General features: G+C 64.6%; 2 protein-coding genes. Both read left to right on the top strand.

What is annotated here, in order from left to right:
• The coding region (locus tag AC1DQP_RS21145) for a c-type cytochrome (RefSeq protein ID WP_478052512.1) at positions 1–187 on the top strand (187 nt) is incomplete at its 5' end.
• A gap of 8 nt (positions 188–195) precedes the next feature.
• Entirely contained in the window at positions 196–657 is a 462-nt protein-coding gene (locus AC1DQP_RS21140; protein ID WP_478052511.1) for a c-type cytochrome, read from the top strand.
• Positions 658–776 lie beyond the last annotated feature (119 nt).

The raw sequence follows: 776 nt of genomic DNA, 5'->3' as shown, positions 1-776 counted from the left end.
CTACAAGAACGCCTACCCCAGTTACCGGGTGCCCAAGATTGGCGGGCAGACCCAGCAGTACCTCAGCCAGGCGCTGAGCGAGTACCGCCAGGGCAAGCGCCGGCATCCCACGATGCAGGCGCAGTCCATGAGTTTCAGCGAACAGGAGATCGCCGATCTCGCTGTTTACCTGTCCACCGTCAAATAAGCGCGCTCATGTCGAAAGCCACGCCCTTCAAGCGTCACGCCATCGCCCTGTCCGTTGCCCTACTGATGACTGCGTGTTCGCAGTCACAGGTGGAAAACAGCGCAGATTCCGCCGCCGACCCGGGCCACGCCAGTGGCGAACATGGGTCCGGCTCCTCCGCCGGCTTACCGGCCGGACGCCTGGCTGCTGGTGAAGCTCGTGCCCAGGTCAAGGGCAAGGCCACCGGCCAGAGCTGCATCGACTGCCACGGCGTCGACGGCAACAAGCCGATCGACCCGACCTACCCGAAACTGGGTGGGCAGTACGGTGACTATCTGGCGCATGCGTTGCAGGCCTATCGCGCCGGCGACCGCCAGCATGCGTTGATGACCCCGCAGGCGACCGACCTGAGCGATCAGGATATTGCCGACCTGGCCGCCTATTTTGGTTCGCGGCCGAGCCAGCTGCGGGACCKGCACGGGGTGAAGTGACCGCGGTGGAGCCGACCGTTGGTCGGCTGCCCTTCGTTCGGGCGTCATGACGCGCTGAATCGTAGAGCCGACCGTTGGTCGGCTGCCCTCCGTTCCGGCGTAATGAACCTCTGAATGGT

This window comes from Stenotrophomonas sp. P5_A8, assembly GCF_056400545.1.
This window is presented reverse-complemented; position numbering and strand designations above follow the sequence as displayed.